This window comes from Agrobacterium sp. SORGH_AS_0745 (genome assembly GCF_030818995.1).
Taxonomy (GTDB): Bacteria; Pseudomonadota; Alphaproteobacteria; order Rhizobiales; family Rhizobiaceae; genus Agrobacterium; species Agrobacterium tumefaciens.
Genome location: NZ_JAUTBI010000001.1, coordinates 1,936,054 through 1,956,572, shown reverse-complemented (window position 1 = coordinate 1,956,572; position 20,519 = coordinate 1,936,054). Strand labels below are relative to the sequence as shown.

Here is a 20,519-nt window from a genome sequence, read left to right as displayed (position 1 = left end):
AAAATACATGAGGATCACTCTCCTTGGACAATTTGGCTCGGGCAATTCGGGCAATGACGGATCGCTGGAAGCCATGCTCCTTTATCTGCGCAGGATGAGGCCCGATGCCGATCTGTTGTGTATCTGCGCCAATCCGACCGTCGTAAACGCGAAATTCAATATTCGTTCGATCGGCGTTGGCGGGCCGCCCCTGACCAATGCATGGATGAGGCAACTGGACCGGCTGCTCGGCAATCTGCCCCGAAGGGTCATGTTATTTTTCAGTTCGCTGTTTTATTTCGACAAGGACGACCTGATGATCATACCGGGGACCGGCATCCTCGATGATTTTCAGGAAAAATGGTTCGGCTGGCCCTTTGTGGTGTTTTGCTGGTGCCTCGTTGCACGCCTTCGCAACACGCGGATCGCCTTCGTCAGCATCGGCGCCGGACCGATGAAAAGCCGCCTCAGCCGCTGGTTCTTGCGCTCCGCCGCACAGATGGCGTCGTATCGATCCTACCGGGACGATTTCTCGCTCAACTACATGAAAATGATCGGCGTCGACGTGTCGCGGGACCACCGTTACCCCGATATCGCCTTTGATCTTCCTGTTACGGTGCCCCACCGGGAGAGCGCCGCCGACGGCGTGATGCGAATAGGCGTCGGCGTCATGGATTATCGCGGCTGGCGTCACAACGACCCCGAGGCCTCCAGGATTTACCAGACCTATATCAGCAAGCTCTCGCAGCTGGTCAGCTGGTTGATCGGTGAAGGTCATCGCATCACCCTTTTGATGGGGGACGTCACGGATCGGGTCGCCTGCGCCAATCTCATGTATCTGCTGACGGATATGCTCTCCGAGAATGAGATGTCGCAAATCGAGATCAGCTCGGCCGCAACGCTGCGCGACATCATGCAGCAGATGGCAGCAATCGATCTTGCCGTGGTGTCGAGATATCACGGCGTGGTCTGCTCCTTAAAACTCGGAAATCCGACAATATCAATAGGTTACGCCCGCAAGTTCGATGACTTGATGAACGATTTCGATCAGGAGAAATTTGCCCGGCACATCGACACGTTCGAAGTCAACGATGTCATCGAACTGGTGAAGGAGATACTGGCTGGAGCGGACGCGGTGAGGCAGCGGATTGCCCACGCCAACGAACGCTTCAAGCGCCAGCTCTCCGAGCAGGAGGCGCTGCTTGGCCGCGAACTTCTCTCCCGTGATGTCGTCGCAACGCCACAGGGCGTTACGCCTTAGGCACAAGCAGTCCCGCAGCCTAATCCTTTCGGCTTAACACCGGGGCGCTCTAACATTCGATAGGAGTAGACCGCACGTTATCGCATGCCCTTCACGAAACATTCTACAAACGACCTACACCTACGGATCCGGCTACCATCCCAACGGTCAGATTCCCAGGGTTTACGCCCCTCCTCTAGATTTGATGCTACCGTCGATTGTCGGCGATGCTGTCGGAGCCCTTCGATGCACAAAGTCCGCCGCGCCTTTTTCATGGCCATGCTGGAACAACACCTCGGAATCGCGATCAATCTGGCTCTGATCGCGATAATGTCGCGGCTGCTTTCGCCTGCGGACGTTGGCTTTGCCGTGATCGGCTACGGGGTGACATCGGTGATCTTCGCCTTCCGCGAATTCGTCTCTTCCGATTTCCTCATTCAGCTCGATGTCGTTGAGCGCGATGACATCAACACGTCGCTCACACTGCTGCTGCTGGCCAGCGGCATTCTCGGGATCATTCTCTATCTGTGCGGACCGTATCTGGCGCTTTTCTACCACCAGCCCGGTCTCCAGCACTATCTTGTCCTCGCAATTTTCGCCGTCATCGCCGAGAGCCTGGGCATGCCGGCGTTTTCCATGCTGCGTCGCCAGCTTGCCTTCGGCACCATCGCACGCGTCCGAACCACCGGCCTCATCGTTATGGCTGGCGTGACGATCTTCGCTGCCAGCAATGGATGGGGCTTTGTCAGTTTCGCGCTCGGCCTGCTCGTCGGCAACAGCGTTGCAAGCGCCCTTGCCGCCTATGCCGATCCGGCCCAGCGTACCGCACGCCTTTCTCTAAAGTCTTGGCGCCGCATGGCCGAATTCGGCCGCTACAGGGGTGCTGCCACCATCGTCGACAAATTATACGAGTCCCTGCCGCAACTGGTGCTCGGCTTTGCCATGACGCCGACTGCGGTCGCGATCTATAATCGCGCCAATACCGTCTGCTCCATTCCCGACCGCATTTTTCTCTCGGCAATCTTTTCCTTCGCCTTCCCCGCACTCGCCGCCGAAGTTCGCGAGGGGGGAGACGTGCGCAGGTCCTACTTGCGTGCCCTCAGTTACATCACCGTGCTTTATTGGCCGTCGCTGATCATGGTCGCCATTCTCGCCGATCCCATCGTGCGACTTGCGCTCGGAGACCAGTGGCTTGCCGCCGTGCCGATCACCCGGATTCTCGCACTTGCGTCGATCTTCTGGTTTCCGATGGTGCTGACAACGCCGCTGCTGATCGCTCTCAACGCCAACCGCGAAGCGTTCCTCGGCAATTTCGTCTGCCGCAGCGTCTCGGCAATTGTGCTCTGCTCCGCGAGCTTCTTCGGCCTGACCGTCGTGGCGCTCAGCCAGTTCGTCACATTGCCCTTCCAGATGCTCATCGCCTTCTATCTGGTCAGACGCCACGCCCACTTCAAAATACCCGAACTGTTCGCCGCCATCGGGCCGAGTGCCGCCGTGACCCTTGCCGCCATCGCGGGGCCGCTCGCCATCGCCGCCTCTATGGGTTTCCATTTCGATTACTCCCTCGCCCAGGCCGGTGGTGCCGTCCTTCTGTCGGCAACAGGCTGGGCCGCCTGCCTGATTATTCTGCGCCACCCGCTGCTTGGCGAACTCAGATCGACGCTCGATGCTGTCGTGGGCGGTCTGCGCCGGATCGGCAAACCTCCGGCACCGGCGTCCATTCCCGACGCTGCCGTTTCCGCAACGGTCGAGCCATGAGCACCATCGATATCGCCATTCCCAACTACAATTACGGTCGTTTTCTCGAGGGCTGCGTGCGAAGCGTCCTTGCCCAGAATATCCCGGACATGCGTATCCTCATCATCGACAATGCCTCCACGGACGACAGCGTTGCGATCTCCCGGTCGCTCGCGGCATCCGATCCGCGCATCGAAACGAGCCTGCGCCCAAAAAACCTCGGCGGGCACGCATCGTTCAACGCAGGCATCGATTGGGCGCGAGCGGATTATTTCGCCATCATCTGCGCCGACGATGTCCTGTCTCCCGGTGCCCTGGCGCGCGCAATTAAGGCGCTCGACGATCACCCCGGCGCGCACATGGCCTTCGGCCGCACCGCCTTCTTCCGTGACGACGCCGAAATCGCATCCGGCCTTGGCGACGATGCCGATGGCATGCGCCTTCATGCCGGGGTGGACTTCATCGTCGGCATTTGCGCGACGGGACGCAGCCCGGTGCCGGGCCCCCTCGCCGTCACCAGAACGCACATCCAGCAACATGCCGGTCACTACCGGCCCGCACTGCGCCACACCGACGATGTCGAGATGTGGATGCGGCTTGCGGTTCTGGGCGACATCGTCGAACTTGACGCCGTGCAGAATTTCACCCGCATCCACGGTGCCAACCAGTCGGCCATCCTTGATAATGTGCTGGCGTGGAATACCGAAATCGAAGCAGCGCTTGAGAGCTTCTTCGGAAATGAAGGCGCTTTGCTTGCCGATGCACAAACCCTGCTGCGACGCGGTCGCGCCAGCCTGAGCGACCGCGCCTATTGGTGCGCGATTTCCAATTTTACCCGGCGTCGGCCCGGCGCGGGTGCGCTTCTCGCACAGGCTTTCCGGCTCAGACCCGCTTCCGCGTTTCTGCCGCCGCTAAGTTATCTTCTGCGCCGGCCCGATGCATTGCACCGCATTCGCGCCGCGATGGCCCGAAGATAGCGGTCCGATGGTAGGCCTATTCTTCAGCGTTCAGGACAAGCCGCAAGAGCGCCGGCAACGAAGTGGATTTCGTTCGGCGCATGATTGAGGCGCGATGATTCTCGACAGTGCGCTGACTAAGCGTTCAAATCGGCTGCAATGATCTTGTTGGCCTGCCCCTGAACAATTCTATCAAGGATCTGACGTTGCTTGCGAGTAAGCGTCGCCAGCGTGGCTCGAGCTGTTTCACGCCGCTCTTCGCGCTCGTTCGCATCACGCGATCGCTCGAGGGCCGACTGCACGCTCCGATATATTTCTTGGTAAGAAAAAGGCTTCTCGATGAAATCGGCCGCTCCATATCGCATCGAATTGATTGCCATACGGACATCGCTGCGACCCGTGATCACAATCACCGGAAACCGATGATGTCTTTCTTTCAGCAAACGTAACAACTCCATGCCGACTATGCCGGGGAGATACGCATCGACAAGCAGACAACCTGATCTGTCGGGCTTGTAGTTTGCAAGATACTCTTCTGCCGAAACATAGGTTGCGACCGCCCAGCCTTCTCCTTCGAACAGAGCGCGCAAATTGTCCCTTATGTCCTGCTGGTCGTCGATGACTTCGATGAGCCTGCCCGTCATCGGCTCCATATATTCAGGTTCGCTTATGTGACCTGCTCTCTCACCGTTTTGGCGAACGACCAGTGTCTCCACCATCTGCATGACGTCCTTGAGTTTCGCCGGCTTGTGCAGATAAGGAATTTCGTGCTGAGCAAAATCCCTCAGGGCCTTGCTTGAAATATCGCCAGTGAGAATGAGTGCCGGAACATTTTGGCGGAGTGCTTGTCGAATATCTTCAATCGCAGCTATGCCATTCCCGCCTGTAGGAAGATTGTAGTCTGCGAGAACAACGTCGGGCATGAACTTCAGCCCTCTAACAATCGCGATCGCTTCGGCAGCAGTTGAGGTCGCAGCGACCACGTATCCAGTTTGCTCCAGACCGATCTTGAGCAGATCGCGCATTCCGTTTTCGTCTTCGATGATCAAAATCGACGCGGACGACAGGGCGATCGCTTGACGCGAATTGTCATCGACTGGCGCACGCAATGGCGCAAGCGGCTCCCCTGCCGGCGCCCGATCGATCTCGATCATGAATGCGGAACCTTCATGCAATCGCGACCGCACCGCTATCTTCAGTCCCAGAAGTTCGCTCAGCCGCTTGACGATTGACAATCCCAGCCCCAAACCCCGGTCTTCCGCGCCAGCAGATGCGTCGAGTTGATGGTATTCCTGGAAGACTTCCTCGATATGGTTTTCGGGAATGCCTATACCGGTGTCCCACACCTCGAACCGAACCTTTGCATCGACCCGGCGACAGCCGACTAGAATTTTGCCGCTCGGCGTGTATTTCAGTGCATTGGATAGAAGGTTGCGAACGATCTGCTCGAACAGGCGGGGATCGGTGCGAACGGCAAGGCTGGACGGTACGACACGGAGTTGCAGCCCCGCCGCCCGAGCGGGATAATAAAATTCCTTGAAGAGCCTTCCCAGAAGATCGCCAATCGCAAAGCTCACGATCTGCGGTTCCACCATCCCCGCTTCGATCTGGTTGATGTCAAGAACAGAGTTGAGTATACCCAGCATCGAGGACAGCGTCTCCCCCATCCTCTGGACGAAAGTGCGTGCTTGCCCTTCATCCACGTTCCTTTCCAAAAGCCCGTGCAACAGCTTCAAGGTTTGCAGCGGCTGACGCAGATCGTGGCTTGCCGCAGACAGGAATTGCGACTTGGCCTCGGTCGCCCGCTCGGCGGATTTCTTGGCAGCTTCCCTGCTTTCGGCAACCTGTTTCTGGGCACTTACATCGATGAAGGTGATGACCACTCCGTCGATTGCCTCGCTCGCGCCGCGATAAGGTTTGACGCGGCGGACATACCAGCGACCATCGGGTCCTCCTATCTCTCGGTCGATTGTGTTGCCTCGGAGCAGCGTCGCCGTTGCATCGACTTGAAGCGTAATGTCGCCGTCAAAGCCGCTAAGGTCCGAGAGGGGACGGCCGACATCGGACGATATAATCTTGAATACTGACCGGGTGGCTGGTGTGAAAAACCGTATACGAAGACTGGCATCCAGAAACAGCGTCGGGACATCGGTGCTGTACAGGACATTTTGCAGATCGTTGGAAACTGCCCGCTGACGCTCCAGTGCTTCTTGCAATTGATTGTTGAGGGCTGTCAGCTCTTCATTGAGGGATTGCAGTTCCTCTTTCGAAGTAAAGAGTTCCTCATTCGTCGACTGATACTCCTCATTCAGAGACAGTGCTTCGGCGGTGATCTGCTTCTGTTCTTCGCTGGCAATTTCCAGATTGCGTATGGCGCCCTGCAATTCCGCCCGTGTCTCCTCCAGTTCGAATTCAAGCTCGGTAATGGGCGACGCATCTGTCGTCGATGATTTCTGCGATCGAACAACACCGTTGGCCTGCGCAACATCCTCCACAAAACATATGAGGAACAGCTCTTCACCCTGACTGAAGAGCGGGTCGACATGAATGTTGAACTCGATGTGTGCGCCGTTGCTGTCGAGTTTTGCATTCTTGGCTACGAACGGCTTTTGATCCCGGCTCGCATGCTGGATCGCAGACCTGATCTTATTATGGAGCGCCGTCGGTGTGATGGCGAACAGGTCATGCGATGCCGGGCCTGAAGCGATCCGCAGGAACCTTGCTGTCGGGCCGATGGAGTAGAGATACTCATACTTCCGATTGACGAGGATTGCGGCGGGCACGTAGCTACCCAGCAGAACCTGGGAAACCGCCTCGGCAAGCGCACTGTGCCTCGACGCTGAATTCGCCTTTCCTTGCGAAGAGGGAATTCTGACATTTCCGCCCGCAACCGCACCGAAATTAAGATCACCGAAAACCGGCGGCCCGATACGCCGATATACCCTTTCGGATTCCGAAATCAGCTTGAAACGGTCATCCATTCCGCCAACGGTTTCGGATTTTCCGACCAGTAAAATACCGTTCTCCCGCAGGGCGAACCTGAAAAGCGACAAGACCCTCGCTTGGGCGTCCGCCTCGAGGTAAATCAACAAGTTGCGGCATGAAATCAGATCGATCCGTGAGAATGGTGGGTCGCTGAGGACATTCTGCACGGTGAATACCACCGCCCCACGCAGTTGCGCCGTCACGGTGTATCCGTTGTCATCCCTTACGAAATATTTTTCCAGCAAGTCGGGCGGCAGCGATTTGGTTGCCTCATGTGAATAATGTCCGTCTCTGGCAATTGCGACCGCCTCGCCATCGGCGTCCGAGGCAAACATCTGAAACTGGAGACGAAGGCCCATGGACTGAATGAGGTCAAGGAAGAGAATAGCCAGAGAATATGCTTCTTCCCCCGTGCTGCATCCAGCGACCCAGACCCGCACTGTTCCGTGCGCTGCTTTTGCGTGGAGAATATCCGGAATAATGGTATCGCGTAGAAAGTCGAACACCTTCCCGTCGCGGAAGAAGCTGGTGACGTTGATCAGGAGATCTCTGACGAGATTTTGCCGCTCGTCTTCGCTGCTTTCGAGTATCTCAAGATACCGGTCTATCTTCTCAATCTCGATACCGAGAACCGCCATTCGTTTTTCGACCCGGCGCTGCATCGTTCCATGTTTATAAGCCGAAAAATCATTCGCTGTGGAAACCTTCAATATCTCGATGATCCGGTCCAGTTGGGGCATTCGGCGCTCCATCGAGTGATCCGCTCGAAGCCGCGACAGCAGCGCAATATGTTTGGCGATGGCCGCAGGCATCTCTTCGACCGGTAAAACCGTAGCGCCAATGCCCAGCGAAATAACACTTTCGGGCATGCCGCCAAATTGTGCCTCTTGAGGCTCCTGGACCAGAACAAGTCCCTTGAAATCCCTGATCTGCTGGACGCCGGATGAGCCATCTGACCCCGTGCCAGACAGGACAGCTGCTATCGCCCACGGCCCGAATTCCTTGGCCATAGAACCCAGGAGAAAATCAAACGGCAGAGGTGCCTCATGCAGTTCCCGCCGGGGCGACAGATATATCCTTCCTCCGTCAACCGACATCAGGAATTTTGGTGGAATGACATAGACGTGCTCGGGCTCTATCAAGGCAAGGTTGACAGCCTCCGTTACGACCATAGTCGTTTCGCTCGCCAGAAGTTCTGCGAGCATGCTTTCATGCGACCGGTCAAGATGCTGAACGAGAAGAAACGCACAGCCGGTTTTTTCAGGCAACGCTTTGAGCAGGGCTCTGAACGCATTCAGTCCACCCGATGAAGCACCGACGCCGACAATCGGGAACATCCTAACAGGACGTCCTTCCTGTGATCCGGACATCGAACCGGTATCTACCTCGAAAGTAGAAGGAACCTTGTTACTATCCTCGCCGCGTTCCGCCATATTCACTCTCGTTAAAATTGACGCGCATTCCAAATAGAGATCGACCCTTGCGAAGCGTCAGGCGTTGTGGGTCAACAAGTCTTGAAAGCAGCCATCAAGGCCTTGAGATCAGGGATACATAGTCACCATGCCCCGTCACATGCGGGGCGCAGCGCGTCCGATTGTCGTGAGGTGCAACTTCAAAATGCGATTAACACGTATAGATTGCTGACATCGCGAACAAACGCACGAATGGAGGATGATAAATCAATCCGGCCGCGATTATAATTCATCCATTATAGTTAGTGGTGTCGCGCAAAACATGATGATGCCCTGAAAGAATTATATTTCAACCGTTCTGGCGTGTCTGGTTGTCTACCCACATCATGCCAGATTGAACGCCACGTCGAAATCTCAATCAAAAGTGAGTAATTTCCGAACCTTTTCCAGTTGCGATACTCCATTGTAGGATGCCGGAGTCGAAATTCGGGTAGTGCCACGTCTATTGCTTTCTGGCCGATTTTTTAAATTCCGAAAAATCCAGACCGCAACAGAGTAGCTTCCGAAGTTCTGATTGATGACGGCGTTCCGGGTTGAATTACTTCAAACGTCCGTTGTGCCGAATCTTAGAAAGAAACTCTTCGGTTGCGTCTCTGCCAAGCCAGACAGATCCGCAAAGCACTCTTTAGCGCGGATAGGACATAACATGCTGACATCAGTTCCCAACAATGGACATAGCCAGTTCTCATCAAATTTCCATGTGGTTGCGCATTCGAAACCTATGGAAACTTCGGTCAGAAAGCTGGCTATCATCGACGACCGCGCGCTCGACCGTGAGTGTCTGGCTCAGAGCCTGATCGCATACGGCCTTGATATGGAAGTTGAGTTGTTTTCATCACTCGATGACTGGAGACACGCTCCAAACGGCCAGCATAGCGGCATCCTGGTCAACGTCGGTCGCAGCGATTTTGGCGATGACGTATCCCTTCATGAGTTGCGGGAATTCATTGCCGATTTCCCTTATCTGCCGGTCGTCATTCTCGCTGAGAACCGCGATCTGCGCCAAGTCATGAGGGCATTTGACGCGGGCGTTCGGGGATATATCTCTTCGTCGATAGGACTGGCGGTGTGTGTGGGTGCCATCTCACTTGCATTGGCGGGCGGCGCTTTCGTATCAGCTGAAAATCTGAGCGATCTCAGGCAGTTGCTCGTGGTTGCGGAAGACAAGGAACGACAGCGCACCGCGATGTTCACCCAACGTGAGGTCGACGTCATCAACGCTTTGACGCAAGGCAAGCCAAACAAGATCATCGCCTATGAGCTCAATCTTCGTGAAAGCACCGTAAAGGTACATATTCGCAATATCATGAAGAAAGTTGACGCCAAGAACAGAACGGAAGTGATCTTCAAAATATCCGATCTCTTCAAAAACTAAAATCGAGTGTCGTGCAGTGGACCTATTGCAGAACCATAATTGCCTGCGGGTGTCGGGCCCCGCATGATGCGGACGCATCGGAGCGATTATGACGGGAAGGCTGTACATCTCCTCTAAGCCTTTCGGCTAGCATTCCCAACATAAAGACGGGGTAACGGCCACCGAGCCGGATACGGTAGTCTCTGGTCATTGGACATATGGACCCGGGATTTCGCCATGCAAACTTTCGTCGAAAATTTCGAAAACTCGGATCGACTGCGCCAGCGCTCCCGCAACATCATACCGGGCGGTGCACATACCTATGCAAAGGGTGACGACCAGTACCCTGTCCTGTCTCCCGGCTTTATTGAAAGGGGATATGGCTGTCATGTCTGGGATGTCGATGGAAATGAATATATCGAGTACGGCATGGGCAATCGGGCTGTCGGCCTTGGCCATGCGTATGCTGACGTCGTAGAGGCCGCGCGTGCGGAACTTTACCGCGGCTGCAACTTCACGCGCCCCTCAAAGATCGAGGTGGATTGCGCCTCGACCTTCCTTGATACGATCCAGACGGCCGAAATGGTCAAATTCTGCAAGAACGGCTCCGATGCGACATCCGCCGCGATACGACTTGCACGGGCTGTTACCGGCCGTGACCTGATCGCGCGCTGCAGCGACCACCCCTTTTTCTCCACCGACGACTGGTTCATCGGAACAACGGAGATGAATGCGGGCATTCCTCAGGCGATCCAGGATCTGGTCCTTGGCTTCAGCTACAATGATCTGGCGAGTGCGCGCAGTCTGTTTGACCGCTTTCCAGGTCGTATCGCCGCCTTTATTCTGGAGCCGTCGCGCGGTGATCCGCCTCGGGACCAGTTTCTTCACAAACTGCAGGATCTTTGCCACGAAAACGGCGCGCTTTTCATTCTCGACGAAATGATCACCGGCTTCCGCTGGGATGCGGGCGGTGCGCAGAAGACATACGATATCGTCCCCGACCTGTCCTGTTTCGGCAAGGCGCTGGGCAACGGCTTTTCGATTTCCGCACTGGCCGGCAAGCGTGAATTCATGGAACGAGGCGGTATCGATCAAACCGATGCCCCGCGTGTCTTCCTGCTTTCGACGACGCATGGCGCGGAAACGCATGCGATGGCGGCGGCCATCGCGACCATGAAAGTTTACACGCAGGAACCCGTGGTCCCAAATCTGGTCCGACAGGGAAATTCGCTGCGCGCCGCCATCAGCCAGATCGCAATTGCGCACGGACTGGATTCCTACTTCGGCATTCAGGGCCACTCCGCCTGCCTCAGCTACTTCACGCTGGACCAGACCGGAAAGCCGTCTCAGGCTTTTCGCTCGCTGTTTCTGCAGGAAACCATCCGTCGCGGCCTTCTCGCACCGTCTCTCGTTGTAAGCTACACGCATGAGGACGAGGATATAGCCAAAACGCTTGACGCCATCGATGGAGCGCTCGTCGTCTACCGTAAAGCGCTGGAATACGGAGTCGACAAATTCCTGACGGGACGCCCATCCGAGGTTGTCTTCCGGCGTTTCAACGGCAACGCGCAGCATCACGCCAGCCATGGGTTGGTCATGGCCGACATGCCCGAATTATCGGAAAGCATCCGAAAGCCTTAACCGGCCGGGGCAACTAGACCGTTCGCATTATCGATACAGCCGCTTTGCGCGGTGCATCGATCTCGCCTGAAAAGATACGCTCGTTGCAATCGAAAATAGATTTTGAGGGGGAATTTCATGCACGTTCTGGTCACCGGGCATCGCGGATATATCGGCTCCGTCATGGTACCCATCCTGCGCAAGGCGGGTCACGAAGTACACGGCTATGACACTGAATTCTACCATCGCTGCGCTTATGTTCCAGGCGGACCTTTGCCGCAGGTACCCGGCGCATGCAAGGACATCCGCGATATCCAGCCTTCGGATATGGAAGGTTTCGACGCTGTCATTCATCTTGCAGCGCTGTCCAACGATCCGCTGAGCAATCTCAATCCGGAAATTACCTATGAGATCAATTACCGCGGCAGCGTTCGGGCAGCGCGAGCCGCAAAGCAGGCCGGGGTCAAGCGTTTCCTCTTCGCCTCCTCGTGCAGCAATTATGGCGCAGCTGGCGATGGACTGGTCAACGAGACAGCAGAGCTGAAACCGGTATCGGCCTATGGCACATCAAAGGTATTGGCGGAACGTGACATTGCAAGCCTCGCGAGCCCCGGCTTCACACCGGTCTATATGCGCCCGGCGACGGCCTATGGCCTTTCGCCCATGCTGCGTTTCGATATCGTCCTCAACAACCTGACCGCCTGGGCGGTGACGGAGGGACTGATCCTGCTGAAATCCGACGGATCGCCATGGCGTCCAATCGTTCACATCGAGGATATTTCGCGCGCCTTTCTGGCCGCGCTCGAAGCGCCGACCGATGTCGTGCACAATCAGGCGTTCAACGTCGGACAGGATGCACACAACTACCAGATCCGGGAGATCGCCGAAATCGTCGCCCTGACGGTGCCCGGATGCCGGCTGCAATATGCCAGCGACGCCAGCCCCGATACCCGCTCCTACCGCGTCGATTTCGGCAAGATCGCCCGTGCGCTTCCGGCCTTCAAGCCGACATGGACGGCCGCCGCAGGTGCCGAGCAACTTTACCACGCCTATAAGAGCGCCGGCCTGACTATGGCTGAATTCGAGGGACCGTACTATCAGCGGATCGGCCAGCTCCAGAAGCTGATCGGCGACAAGGATATCGACATCAACCTGCGCCGCCCCGTCGTTGCGCCGCGCCACGGCGCCGATATTGCCGCATCGGTTTGAACGGGAGGCGCGGATGGGCAAGATGGAGCTTGGTGCCAGGCTGACCGGCGTGGCGTGGCGAGAGGATGATATCGGCCAGACGATCCATGATCTGGCGACCCGCCTGTTTCCGATCTGTCGCAGCATCACCGGCAAAGGCGTGCGCGACACCATCGCTATCCTCAAGGACTACATCGATATCGAGGAACGCGCCGTGCCGAGCGGAACACGGGTTTTCGACTGGACGGTGCCGCAGGAATGGGTCGTTCGCGACGCCTATGTCAAAAACGCGGCGGGACGCAAGGTGATCGACTTCCAGATCTGCAACCTGCATCTGATGAACTACAGCATCCCTCAACGCCGCGTGATGCCGCTGGCCGAACTGCAATCGCATATCTACACCTTGCCGGCTCAGCCCGATCTCATTCCGTACAAAACCGCCTATTACACCGATGCCTGGGGCTTCTGCATGGCGCATCGCGAATTCCTCAAGCTCGATGAAGGCGATTATGAGGTCGTCATCGACACCGAAAAAACCTCAGGCAATCTGTATTACGGCGAATATTTGCATATCGGACAAAGCACCGAAGAGGTGCTTCTCTTCGCGCATATCTGTCACCCGTCGCTCGCAAACGACAATTGTTCCGGCCTGGCATTGCTGACGTGTCTTGCTGCAGGCCTGAAAAGCAGGTCCACATATTACAGCTACAGGTTCGTCTTCGCACCCGGAACGATCGGCTCCCTGTCATGGCTTGCGCAGAACGAAGATGGGATATCGAACATTGCGCATGGTCTTGTGGTTTCGTGCATTGGTGACGGGGGCGGGCCGAACTACAAGCGCAGCCGCAGAGGAGATGCACTGATCGACCGGATCGCCGCCTGCACCCGCTGCGGAGAAGATCGTAAACATCTGGCAATCGCCGACTTCATTCCCTACGGCTATGACGAGCGCCAATTCTGTTCGCCGGGCTTCAACCTGCCGGTCGGACTGCTGCAAAGAAGCGCTTTCGGAACCTTTCCCGAATATCACACCTCGGCCGACAATCTCGACTTCATCCGGTCCGAACATCTCGACTCATCCTTTTGGATGATCATGCACATGATCGATGCTCTCGAAGACAACTGGACGCCGTTAAACCTTCGGCCCAAGGGTGAGCCACAGCTCGGAAAATATGGGCTTTTTCCTGCGATAGGCGGCCATAAGACGAATGACGACCGCACCATGGCCTATCTATGGATACTCAACCTCGCCGATGGAACCAACTCGCTACTGGATATCGCCGAAAGGTCAAATATGCCGTTTGTCGAGATTGCGAGCGCTGCTGGCAGGCTGCTCGAGGCGGGCCTTGTCTCGAACCTCGGTTTCCTGACGCGCTAGACCTTCATTGCAAAGCGGGCCAACCGAGGTCCTTTTCCGATATGACCGAGGGCGGCGCAGGCCATTCTACACCTATCGCGGGCTCGTCATACCGGATCCCTGCCGCACTTGCCTCGGCATAGGGCACCGAAATCAAATAGGACACAGCAACGTCGTCGCTGAGCGACTGGAAGCCGTGTGCAAAACCCTCGGGAATGTAGAACTGCGCGCCATTGTGGGCCGACAACACCGTGCCAACCCATTGCAGATAGGTGGGCGAGCCGCGGCGCAGATCGACGGCGACATCCCAGATCGATCCTTTGACGCAGGAAACCAGCTTTGTCTCCTGATGCGGCGGTCGCTGGAAATGCAGCCCTCGTACCGTGTGTTTCAGCTTCGATAGAGAAAGGCTGTGCTGACTGAAGTCCGATACCAGCGCGTTGCTCTCAAATTCGCGTTTGCAGAACGTCCTGGCAAAAGAGCCGCGACTGTCCCGCACAGGCACCGTATTGACGACCCAGAGCCCCTCGATTTTCGTCTTCTCAAACAGCATTCGGCGCTCCTGATGCAATCCCGTATTCAAGAAGAATTCTCCGCCATTTCAGCGGCTCCGGAATACACCCATAGGCAGCACCATACCTTGAAGGCGGGCTGGCAAATAAGTCACCCTTTCGGTTGCGGAAACCAGCCGCCGGAAGCGAATTTTAGCGGATTCCAATCTAACCCTACGGCTTATGGATGACGTTTTCGAGCCGAATGCAGTATCGTCACCCACCCCGATCCATAGTATTTTTTCCAGTTAATAAAAGAATTTTCTGAAATTCACTCGAAGACAATGCGATAAAATCAGGGGGCGTCAGATGAATAATGAGGCAGTTTTTTCTGCAAGACTGAGCTCGACGCATCACGTCGGGCTTTGCCGTCTTTGCAGCTCGCCATTGGTGCATACCTTCGTCGATCTTGGAATGTCTCCACCCTGCGAAAGCTTCGTCGCAGCTGACGCAGCCAACGACGTCGAGCCGTTTTATCCACTCCACGCATTCGTTTGCGACGAATGCTTCCTCGTCCAGCTTCAGGAATATGTAGCGCCCGAGAATATTTTCACGGAGTACGCGTATTTCTCCTCGTTCTCGGACAGTTGGGTCGCTCACGCAAAGCGGTACTGCGACATGGTCATCGAGCGCTTCGCGCTTGGCGAATCCAGTTTCGTTGTCGAACTTGCCAGCAACGACGGTTACCTGCTGCAACATTTCCTGACCAGCAACATCCCGATGCTCGGAATTGAACCGGCGGTCAACGTCGCAAAGGTGGCGATCGGCAAAGGTATTCCGACACTGACTGAATTTTTCAATGAGGCTCTAGCAACCGATATGGCGGCCAGAGGCCAAAAAGCCGATCTCATCATCGGCAACAATGTCCTTGCCCAGGTGCCTGATATCAACGATTTCGTCGCCGGTATGAAAGTGCTGCTCAAGCCTGACGGCGTCATCACCCTTGAGTTCCCGCATATCGAAAAGCTAATCGCAGAAAACCAGTTCGACACCATCTATCACGAGCACTTTTCCTACTTCTCATTGCTGACCATAGAAAAAATGGCCCACCGTCATGGGCTAAAGGTTTTCGATGTCGAAGAGATTCCCACACATGGCGGTTCGCTGCGGGTCTTTTTCTCGCACGAAGACAGCAAGTTCCCGCGTGAATCCCGCGTGGATAGCCTCCTGGAACGGGAGCTGAATGCCGGTCTCGACAGAATAGAGACCTATACGGCCTTCTCCGAAGCCGTGCGCCAAACCAAGCGAAACCTCCTGTCTTTCCTCATCCGCCTTAAGGAGATGCGCAAATCGATCTGCGCCTATGGCGCACCGGGAAAGGGCAACACGCTGCTAAATTATTGCGGTATCGGCACCGATTTCATCGATTTTGCAGTCGATCGCAATCCTTACAAACATGGTCGCCTCACGCCGGGAATGCATATTCCGATCCGGCCCGTGAGCGAAATCCAGCGCATGAAGCCGGATTACGTTCTCATTCTCCCCTGGAACCTGAAGAATGAGATCGTTGCACAAATGAACGACATCAGAAACTGGGGCGGGAAATTCGTCGTTCCAATTCCCGACATTTCCATCATTGATCCGAAGGAGTTGGTACAATGAAGGTCGTCTTGTTCTGTGGCGGCAGGGGTACTCGCATCAGGGAATATTCCGAAAGCGTCCCGAAACCGCTGATCCCGCTCGGGTCTCAACCGATCATGCGGCACGTCATGCAATATTACGCCCGTTTTGGGCATGAGGACTTCATCCTCTGCCTCGGCTACAAGGCGCACGTCATAAAAGAATTCTTTCTGAACAGCCGGCCGGAAAGCTATGCCGACTGCGTCATATCGAGCCCCGGACGCGTGGAATTGCTCGAGGAGCTACCTAGGGACTGGCGCGTATCCCTGATCGATACGGGGATATGGCGCAATATAGGCGAGCGCCTCTGGGCCGTACGTCATCATCTCAAGGGCGAGAAGATGTTCCTTGCCAATTATAGCGACGGCCTGACCGACGTCGATCTCGACGACATGATTGCCCAATTCGAAAAGAGCGACAAGCTCGCCTGTTTTCTGGCTGTCAGACCGCCCCTCACTTACCACCTGGCGGAAATCGACGAGAGCGGAAGGGTCCGTGAATTTCGGTCGTCGGAAACATCCGACATGTGGATAAACGGCGGCTACTTCCTGATGCGACCAGAAATTTTCGACTACATGCGCGAGGGCGAGGAACTCGTGTTGGAACCGTTCTCGAGGTTGATTTCTGAAGATAAATTGATGGCCTACAAACATGAGGGTTTCTGGCGGTCAATGGATACGCTGCGCGACTGGCAGACGTTGGAGGCAATGGTAGAGCGTGGTGACATGCCATGGATTGGAGACGATGCGTCGATGGCACGCAAGTCGTCAAACACGAAGCTGCTGCCATGAAAAACATGTCCCTCGCTTCCGCCGGTGATCGTCTGTCGATCCTTTGTCTCGGAGCTCACTCCGACGACATTGAGATCGGCGTCGGAGGCACGGTACTCAGCCTGCTTTCAAAGGGCGTGTTGCTCGATGTCTATTGGTGCGTCCTCAGTGCCGGTAACGAGCGCGCCTTGGAGGCACGCAGTTCCGCCGAAGCTTTTCTTGCAAAAGCAGCATCCTACTCGATTGAACTGGCATCGTTTCAGGACAGCTACTTTCCCTCGCAGAGCCGCGAGATCAAGTCATGGCTGCTGACATTGCGCGACAAAGTCAGTCCCGACGTCATATTCACGCATAGCCGCGAGGACGCGCATCAGGATCACCGCGAAATCAACAGGCTCACATCTAACATCTTCAGAAATCACCTGATCATGGAATACGAAATCCCGAAATGGGACGGCGATTTCAGCAGGCGAAACGCCTACGTGCCGTTGAGCGAAGACGCGATGAACATGAAGGTCGAGCTTCTCTTGCAGCACTTTGGCACACAGAGATCCAAGGACTGGTTCGACGCCGATACCTTTCGCGGCCTGGCGCGGCTGCGGGGCATGGAATGCCGGGCGCCGACACGTTTTGCGGAAGCCTTTACCGTCAGGAAGCTGACGTTCGCCTGAAGCAGACCCAAAGCTAGTTGGCGATATTAAATCTAGACGTTTGCAGAAGTTCACAAGAAACCAAAAACAATACAGGGGGCATCTTCGTCATGATCCACAATCACATCTCCGAAAACCCGTCGGAAGGCGCATCGCACCCGCAGGCCGCATCAAGTGCGGCCGGCTATATCGGCATCATAGACCGCCGCATGCTGGAGCGGGAATGCCTTGCCCACAGTCTCAACTATCAATATGCCGACAGGCGCATTCTGACCTTCTCCGATCTTGGCGAATGGCGACAGGCACGCGCGGAAATCGGCATGCCTGCGGCAGTTCTGGTCAGTGCCTGGCCCGGTCCGTCCGCAGAGACAAACCGCGATCTCGCAGAGATTGTGGCTGCCGTGTCTCCGGCCGCCGTCGTGGTGCTCTCTGACGATCAGGATATCAATGCCATTCTGGATACGATCGCTCTTGGCGTGCGCGGGTACATATCGAGTTCCGTCAGCATCGACGTCTGCGTCCAGGCGATCAGTCTTGCAATCGCGGGCGGCCGTTTCATACCGGCCAGCAGCGTCATGAACATGAAAAGCCTGTTCGGCATGACTGCACACGCATCCGTTCCTCCGACAAAATTTACAAGCCGTCAATCGGCTATTGCGGAGGCCTTGCGGTGCGGAAAGGCGAACAAGGATATCGCTCTGGAGCTGAACCTTTGTGAAAGCACCATCAAGGTGCATATCCGCAATATCATGAAGAAGCTTGGAGCAACAAACCGCACGGAAGTTGCCTGCAAGATCGGTGACATGGCTTACGGGCGCTGAGCACGCACCATTCACCGACCTCTACCGAACGCGCCGCTTACCTAGCAGGAACCGTCATGATCCAGTCGTCCTCATCTCCGGGTGAGCAGGAAGGTATTTCCCGCTTCATAGCCATTCTGCGGGAGCGGCGCAGAGCCGTCTTCATCTGCTTTCTCGCCAGTTTCATAATCGCGGCAATCGGCTATGCGCGAAGTCCGATAAAGTACAAGGCAGAGGCAACCCTTGCACTCGATGTCCGCAAGCTTCAGGCGCTCCCGACCGAATCCGTGGTCTCGCCGCTGCCGCAGGAAAGCCCGGTGCTTCGAACGGAACTCGATATCATCGGCTCTAGGTCCATGGCCGAACGGGTTCTCGTCATCCTGCAGAAAGATCGGATGCTCGAAGGGCGGCAAACAAAGGTTGACCGCGCGAATACCGACGCGACCGTTCTCGGCAACGACGCCGAGACATCGAAAATGATCGACACCCTCATGACCAATGTTCGCGTGATGAACGATGGCCGGTCGTATACGATTTACATCTCCTATTATGCCGCCGATCCGGCACTGGCCGCGAAAGTCGCCAATGCTTTCGGAGCAGCCTATATCGACTACCAGATCGACCTCCAGACGACGGCAACCCGGCGCGTCAGCGCCTGGCTCGGGGAACGGCTCGTCAGCCTGCGGACGGAACTCGAGGAGTCCGAACGCCAGGCGTCGCAATTTCGCGAAAAATCCGGATTGATCGACACGGGCGGTCTTCCCCTGCAATCGCAGCGTCTTTCAAGCCTGAATGTCGAGCTGACAACGCTCCAGGCCAAGCTGGCGGGATCAAGGGCGCGGCTGGCGACAGCGCTCGCACTTCAGAAAAGCGGCGATGGGCTCGGGATCAACGAAGTTCTGTCCTCGCCGACGATCCAGCTTCTGAGGGCCGAGCAGGCAAGGGTCATCCGCGCCATCGCGCAGATCGATGAAAGCGGCGCCGTCATGAGCCCGGAACGGCCGCAACTATCCTCCCAGCTCAGTTCACTCAACAAGCAGATCGATGCAGAAATCTCGCAGATCATCGCTGCCTTGCGCAACGAGATCGAGGTCAACGAAAAACAGCGACAAGAGGTGGAAGCAAGCCTCAACGATGTGCAACGGGCGATTTCCACGACCGATATGGCAATGGTTCAATCCGGGCAACTTGACCGGGAAGCGGCAGCAAACCGCTCGATCTACGAGACATATCTGGCCCGCTACAAGCAGACTATCGAACAGGACGGCATCGCGACTGCGGAGGCGCGGATCATATCGAGCGCCATGCCGTCGCGCAAACCGACCAGTCCCGACGAGGGTCTGTGGGGCCTGATTGCGCTTCTGCTCGGGTGCAGCACCGGTTTGGCGGCGGCTTTTGTCCTGAATTTCACCGACCGGTCCGTTGGCTCCATCGCGTCCCTTCAGCAGAAAACCGGACTTAACGTCATCGGGCGCATCCCGCGCATTTCCTTCGGGGAGTTCCAGAACAAGCCGGGCAAATTTAGCAGCGGCGCGGCGGATTTCTACAGCGCGTTTGCCGACCTTCAGACCCACATACAATTGGCGGAGAGCAAGGCCAAGGTGATCGCCTTCACCTCTTCGGCCGATGGCGAAGGCAAGACCTTCGTGATTGCCAACCTTGCCAGATCGCTTGCGATGAGCGGCGTGAAGCTGCTGCTGATCGATGCCAATCTGCGAAATCCGGCTCTCGGGTCGGAATTCGATGTGGGATCGGCCTCGCATGTTGCCCAGGCCGTCAACCGTGAGGTATCGCTGGATGACATCATCCAGTGCGACCAAGCCTCGGGCGTCGATATCATCATCGCCGAGAAAAGCGACCTGCCGCCCAATCTTGTGCTTGGAAGCAAGCGCTTCGCCGCACTGTTTGCCGAGGCGAGACAGCGATACGAACTGGTATTGATCGACGCGCCATCCGTTGCCTATGACCTCGACTTGCTGCGGATCGCCACTCTTTCGGACGCCGTCTCCTTCGTCGTTCGGCAGGAGGTCGCCGATGGCACGGGCATGAAAAACGCCGTCCTCAAGCTCAGGGTCGCGGGCCGGCCGATCACGGGCATCATCCTCAACGGCATACGACGCCCGAGAAAGCGTCAGCCGCCGGTCTGGCCGAGGATTTTCCGCGACTGGAACACAATTTTCAAGCTGCGGAAGCGGGTGACCAATCTGCGCCCGCCGGCTGTCGTCCATACTGAGAGGTGA

14 protein-coding genes are annotated in these 20,519 nt (G+C 56.4%); 12 read left to right on the top strand and 2 right to left on the bottom strand.

The window, feature by feature from the left end; genetic code table 11:
• Positions 1 to 7 precede the first annotated feature (7 nt).
• From QE432_RS08860 to QE432_RS08850, 3 genes are all read left to right on the top strand, one after another.
• Positions 8 to 1,240 carry a polysaccharide pyruvyl transferase family protein gene (locus QE432_RS08860; RefSeq protein ID WP_025596051.1) on the top strand — a complete coding sequence of 411 codons (1,233 nt, stop codon included), beginning with the start codon at positions 8 to 10 and terminating at the stop codon, positions 1,238 to 1,240.
• A 225-nt stretch (positions 1,241 to 1,465) separates the two neighbouring features.
• On the top strand, positions 1,466 to 2,977 hold the full coding sequence (locus tag QE432_RS08855) for an oligosaccharide flippase family protein (RefSeq protein ID WP_025596050.1): 1,512 nt from the start codon (positions 1,466 to 1,468) through the stop codon (positions 2,975 to 2,977).
• Positions 2,974 to 3,933 carry a glycosyltransferase family 2 protein gene (locus tag QE432_RS08850; RefSeq protein ID WP_025596049.1) on the top strand — a complete coding sequence of 320 codons (960 nt, stop codon included), beginning with the start codon at positions 2,974 to 2,976 and terminating at the stop codon, positions 3,931 to 3,933. Before QE432_RS08855 ends, QE432_RS08850 begins: the two co-directional genes overlap by 4 nt.
• Before the next feature lie 116 nt (positions 3,934 to 4,049).
• On the opposite strand, the gene QE432_RS08845 is transcribed toward QE432_RS08850, so the two are convergent.
• Positions 4,050 to 8,330: a CheR family methyltransferase gene (locus tag QE432_RS08845; RefSeq protein ID WP_306623814.1), complete on the bottom strand. Its 4,281-nt coding sequence runs from the start codon at positions 8,328 to 8,330 to the stop codon at positions 4,050 to 4,052.
• 685 nt (positions 8,331 to 9,015) lie between these two features.
• Between QE432_RS08845 and QE432_RS08840 the strand changes: the two genes are divergently transcribed.
• From QE432_RS08840 to QE432_RS08825, 4 genes are all read left to right on the top strand, one after another.
• Positions 9,016 to 9,744, top strand: a complete 729-nt coding sequence (locus QE432_RS08840; protein WP_025596047.1) for a LuxR C-terminal-related transcriptional regulator — start codon at positions 9,016 to 9,018, stop codon at positions 9,742 to 9,744.
• A 216-nt stretch (positions 9,745 to 9,960) separates the two neighbouring features.
• Positions 9,961 to 11,364: a glutamate-1-semialdehyde 2,1-aminomutase gene (locus QE432_RS08835; RefSeq protein WP_025596046.1), complete on the top strand. Its 1,404-nt coding sequence runs from the start codon at positions 9,961 to 9,963 to the stop codon at positions 11,362 to 11,364.
• A 117-nt stretch (positions 11,365 to 11,481) separates the two neighbouring features.
• On the top strand, positions 11,482 to 12,552 hold the full coding sequence (locus QE432_RS08830; RefSeq protein ID WP_306623812.1) for an NAD-dependent epimerase/dehydratase family protein: 1,071 nt from the start codon (positions 11,482 to 11,484) through the stop codon (positions 12,550 to 12,552).
• Positions 12,553 to 12,565: 13 nt separating this feature from the next.
• Positions 12,566 to 13,909 carry a DUF4910 domain-containing protein gene (locus tag QE432_RS08825; protein WP_306623810.1) on the top strand — a complete coding sequence of 448 codons (1,344 nt, stop codon included), beginning with the start codon at positions 12,566 to 12,568 and terminating at the stop codon, positions 13,907 to 13,909.
• A 4-nt stretch (positions 13,910 to 13,913) separates the two neighbouring features.
• Here QE432_RS08825 and rfbC read toward each other — a convergent pair whose 3' ends face one another.
• A complete protein-coding gene (gene rfbC, locus QE432_RS08820; RefSeq protein WP_025596043.1) occupies positions 13,914 to 14,441 on the bottom strand; it encodes a dTDP-4-dehydrorhamnose 3,5-epimerase in 528 nt (175 codons plus the stop codon).
• 307 nt (positions 14,442 to 14,748) lie between these two features.
• Here rfbC and QE432_RS08815 point away from each other — a divergent pair, with 307 nt between their 5' ends.
• From QE432_RS08815 to QE432_RS08795, 5 genes are all read left to right on the top strand, one after another.
• Positions 14,749 to 16,041, top strand: coding sequence for a class I SAM-dependent methyltransferase (locus tag QE432_RS08815; RefSeq protein ID WP_025596042.1), 1,293 nt, complete (start codon positions 14,749 to 14,751; stop codon positions 16,039 to 16,041).
• The gene (locus QE432_RS08810; RefSeq protein WP_019566371.1) at positions 16,038 to 16,850 is read left to right on the top strand and encodes a glucose-1-phosphate cytidylyltransferase; all 813 of its coding nucleotides are present in this window, start codon (positions 16,038 to 16,040) and stop codon (positions 16,848 to 16,850) included. Before QE432_RS08815 ends, QE432_RS08810 begins: the two co-directional genes overlap by 4 nt.
• On the top strand, positions 16,847 to 17,500 hold the full coding sequence (locus tag QE432_RS08805) for a PIG-L deacetylase family protein (protein ID WP_306623808.1): 654 nt from the start codon (positions 16,847 to 16,849) through the stop codon (positions 17,498 to 17,500). Before QE432_RS08810 ends, QE432_RS08805 begins: the two co-directional genes overlap by 4 nt.
• An 89-nt stretch (positions 17,501 to 17,589) precedes the next feature.
• Positions 17,590 to 18,300 (top strand): response regulator transcription factor, encoded by a 711-nt coding sequence (locus QE432_RS08800; RefSeq protein WP_013761297.1) that lies wholly within the window; start codon positions 17,590 to 17,592, stop codon positions 18,298 to 18,300.
• 56 nt (positions 18,301 to 18,356) lie between these two features.
• A complete protein-coding gene (locus tag QE432_RS08795; RefSeq protein ID WP_306623806.1) occupies positions 18,357 to 20,519 on the top strand; it encodes a GumC family protein in 2,163 nt (720 codons plus the stop codon).

Coding starts and splice junctions, on each gene's coding strand:
- QE432_RS08860 (WP_025596051.1), top strand. CDS start 8: ATGAGGATCACTCTCCTTGGACAATTTGGCTCGGGCAATTCGGGCAAT.
- QE432_RS08855 (WP_025596050.1), top strand. CDS start 1,466: ATGCACAAAGTCCGCCGCGCCTTTTTCATGGCCATGCTGGAACAACAC.
- QE432_RS08850 (WP_025596049.1), top strand. CDS start 2,974: ATGAGCACCATCGATATCGCCATTCCCAACTACAATTACGGTCGTTTT.
- QE432_RS08845 (WP_306623814.1), bottom strand. CDS start 8,330: ATGGCGGAACGCGGCGAGGATAGTAACAAGGTTCCTTCTACTTTCGAG.
- QE432_RS08840 (WP_025596047.1), top strand. CDS start 9,016: ATGCTGACATCAGTTCCCAACAATGGACATAGCCAGTTCTCATCAAAT.
- QE432_RS08835 (WP_025596046.1), top strand. CDS start 9,961: ATGCAAACTTTCGTCGAAAATTTCGAAAACTCGGATCGACTGCGCCAG.
- QE432_RS08830 (WP_306623812.1), top strand. CDS start 11,482: ATGCACGTTCTGGTCACCGGGCATCGCGGATATATCGGCTCCGTCATG.
- QE432_RS08825 (WP_306623810.1), top strand. CDS start 12,566: ATGGGCAAGATGGAGCTTGGTGCCAGGCTGACCGGCGTGGCGTGGCGA.
- rfbC (WP_025596043.1), bottom strand. CDS start 14,441: ATGCTGTTTGAGAAGACGAAAATCGAGGGGCTCTGGGTCGTCAATACG.
- QE432_RS08815 (WP_025596042.1), top strand. CDS start 14,749: ATGAATAATGAGGCAGTTTTTTCTGCAAGACTGAGCTCGACGCATCAC.
- QE432_RS08810 (WP_019566371.1), top strand. CDS start 16,038: ATGAAGGTCGTCTTGTTCTGTGGCGGCAGGGGTACTCGCATCAGGGAA.
- QE432_RS08805 (WP_306623808.1), top strand. CDS start 16,847: ATGAAAAACATGTCCCTCGCTTCCGCCGGTGATCGTCTGTCGATCCTT.
- QE432_RS08800 (WP_013761297.1), top strand. CDS start 17,590: ATGATCCACAATCACATCTCCGAAAACCCGTCGGAAGGCGCATCGCAC.
- QE432_RS08795 (WP_306623806.1), top strand. CDS start 18,357: ATGATCCAGTCGTCCTCATCTCCGGGTGAGCAGGAAGGTATTTCCCGC.